2 protein-coding genes and 1 pseudogene are annotated in these 1,896 nt (G+C 55.5%); all 3 read right to left on the bottom strand.

All coding sequences use genetic code 11. From position 1 onward, the window contains the following. Positions 1-243 precede the first annotated feature (243 nt). Positions 244-669, bottom strand: coding sequence for a hypothetical protein (locus NW820_RS12135; RefSeq protein ID WP_011432703.1), 426 nt, complete (start codon positions 667-669; stop codon positions 244-246). Positions 670-712: 43 nt separating this feature from the next. Further along, positions 713-1,540, bottom strand: coding sequence for a TlyA family RNA methyltransferase (locus NW820_RS12130; protein WP_011432704.1), 828 nt, complete (start codon positions 1,538-1,540; stop codon positions 713-715). Positions 1,541-1,635: 95 nt separating this feature from the next. Further along, a pseudogene (locus tag NW820_RS12125) lies at positions 1,636-1,896 on the bottom strand (phosphate ABC transporter ATP-binding protein); the annotation flags it as partial.

Genomic DNA, 1,896 nt, shown 5'->3' with positions numbered 1-1,896 from the left:
TGAAGTGCAGCCACCGCCGAGCTAAGCATCTCGCGCCAGCCCGGAGTTCAATCTCATCAATCAACTGAGGCCGGGGAAGAGAAGCGACGAGAGCTAACCCCTATCGATAAATGGATCCCATATTGCTATTGGGTACAAGAAGTTTAGCACCAACTCCATGAGAACATTGCTAAGAGTTGTAGATTAAAATAAAAAGCTCTAGATTTTCCTAAAGTCTTGTTGCAAAACAAGGAATAGGGTCACTTAATCTTCTTCAAAGAGCCAGTTGTAAATCTTGCTCAAGTGGGGCCAAGCAGGACGGCGGTTCCCTCCCTCTTGCAGGTTGGATTTGACACCCTCAATCTGCTCGGGATCCCGTGCCAAGATTTGCTTAATGGCCTCCACCTGCTGGCGTACCCCGGTTTTTTTCAGCTCCAGCATGGCTAGGGTCAGATTCACACGGGGCTGGGCATCCACCGGATCCAACTTCACAGCAGTCTGGGCGGCCTTCAGAGCTTTTTCCGCCTGCCCCTCCAGAAGGTAGAGCCAGGACAAGCACGTCCAAGCCGCCGCCGCCTTTGGGGATCCCTTACAGATCGACTCAAAAGAGGGAATTAACGTCTTGGCTGCTTCCCCGGATTCATAGCGCCGAATCCCTTCCTGAAACAATTCTTCAATTTTTTGGCTCATCTCCCTCAATCCAGCACATTAGCTTATTGACAAAATCGACAATCTATGCGTGTAAAGTCGCTCTCGCCTGCTCGCTCATCTGTTGTAGCGCACTGCCGCTGGGGAGAGGGATCCCTTCTCCTTCGGCCAGCCAGAGCCAATACTCGATATTGCCGGCAGGGCCAGTGATGGGCGACCACGTGTAGCCTTGCACCTGCCAGCCCTGGGCCACGGCCGAGCGCATCACCGTCTCCAGCACGCGGGCATGGACAACCGGATCCCGTACCACCCCCTTTTTACCCACCTGGTCTCGGCCCGCCTCAAACTGGGGCTTCACCAGCAACAGCGCCTCCCGTGGGAAACGCAACAGGTTCCACAGCGGAGCTAGCACCTTAGTCAGGGAAATAAAAGACAGGTCTACCACCGCCAAATCCGGCCAGCTCTGGGGAGGTGCCTCGCTTCCGTACAGATCCTCCGGCTGCAGATGGCGCAAGTTGGCCCGCTCCTTTAGGATCACCCGCGCATCCGTTCGCAAAGACCAGGCCAGTTGCCCATAGCCCACATCCACTCCGTAGACCCGCTGGGCTCCCCGTTTCAACAAGCAGTCTGTAAAACCTCCTGTGGAAATGCCCGCATCCAAACAAATACGACCCTGCACCTGAACAGGAAAAGTTTGCAGCGCCCCCTGTAGCTTTTCTCCCCCCCGTGAGACAAAAGCAGGCCCAGACTGGACTTGCACCGCTGGATCCCCGCTCACCCAGGTTCCAGGCTTTTCCGCCCGCACCCCATTTAGAAAGACTTCTCCTGCCAAAATGGAGCGTTGCGCTTGCTGGCGTGAGGAAAAATATCCGCGCTCCACCAACCAGCTATCCAGACGCACCCGCTTGGCCATCTCGCCGGTGCCTCACCTTGCATAGATCTTCCCGCCCATTAGAATAGGCGAGCGGGATCCCAACTGACCAGAATTGAGGGATCGCCAACAGCAGATTAGCCGAACCGTCCGCTCACGTACTCTTCCGTTTCCCGATGGGCGGGAGAGTTAAAGATTTTCTCAGTGCGGTTAAACTCCACTAGCCGTCCGTAGCGAAACCCCTCTTCGTCGACTTCAGTGTTGAAGAAGGCGGTAAAGTCGGAGACCCGCGCTGCCTGCTGCATGTTGTGGGTAACGATAATGATCGTGTAGCGACGGCCCAGTTCCTTGAGCAACTCCTCAATGCGCAACGTGGAGATTGGATCCAACGAGGCACA

The sequence above is a fragment of the Synechococcus sp. R55.7 genome, assembly GCF_047461955.1.
Taxonomy (GTDB): Bacteria; Cyanobacteriota; Cyanobacteriia; order Thermostichales; family Thermostichaceae; genus Thermostichus.
The sequence above is the reverse complement of the archived record's forward strand: the minus strand, read 5'-3'. Positions and strand labels throughout refer to the sequence as shown.

Bases quoted from the DNA above. Each gene is read 5' to 3' on its own strand.
- NW820_RS12130 (WP_011432704.1), bottom strand. From the start codon at position 1,540: ATGGCCAAGCGGGTGCGTCTGGATAGCTGGTTGGTGGAGCGCGGATAT.
- NW820_RS12135 (WP_011432703.1), bottom strand. From the start codon at position 669: ATGAGCCAAAAAATTGAAGAATTGTTTCAGGAAGGGATTCGGCGCTAT.